Here is a 208-nt window from a genome sequence, read left to right on the forward strand (position 1 = left end):
TCGGTGAAGAGGGATTCGAACCCCCGACCCTCTGGTCCCAAACCAGATGCGCTACCAAGCTGCGCTATTCACCGACATATATGTTTTACATCTTATCAGATGATTCTGCCCGGTCTACACCCAACAGATTAAAGAGTGGTCGGTGAAGAGGGATTCGAACCCCCGACCCTCTGGTCCCAAACCAGATGCGCTACCAAGCTGCGCTATT

General features: G+C 52.4%; 1 tRNA gene. It reads right to left on the reverse strand.

The window, feature by feature from the left end:
* Positions 1–74: transfer RNA gene (locus ACVA58_RS28840), tRNA-Pro, on the reverse strand.
* Positions 75–208: the final 134 nt, after the last annotated feature.

Source organism: Photobacterium sp. DNB22_13_2, from assembly GCF_052873915.1.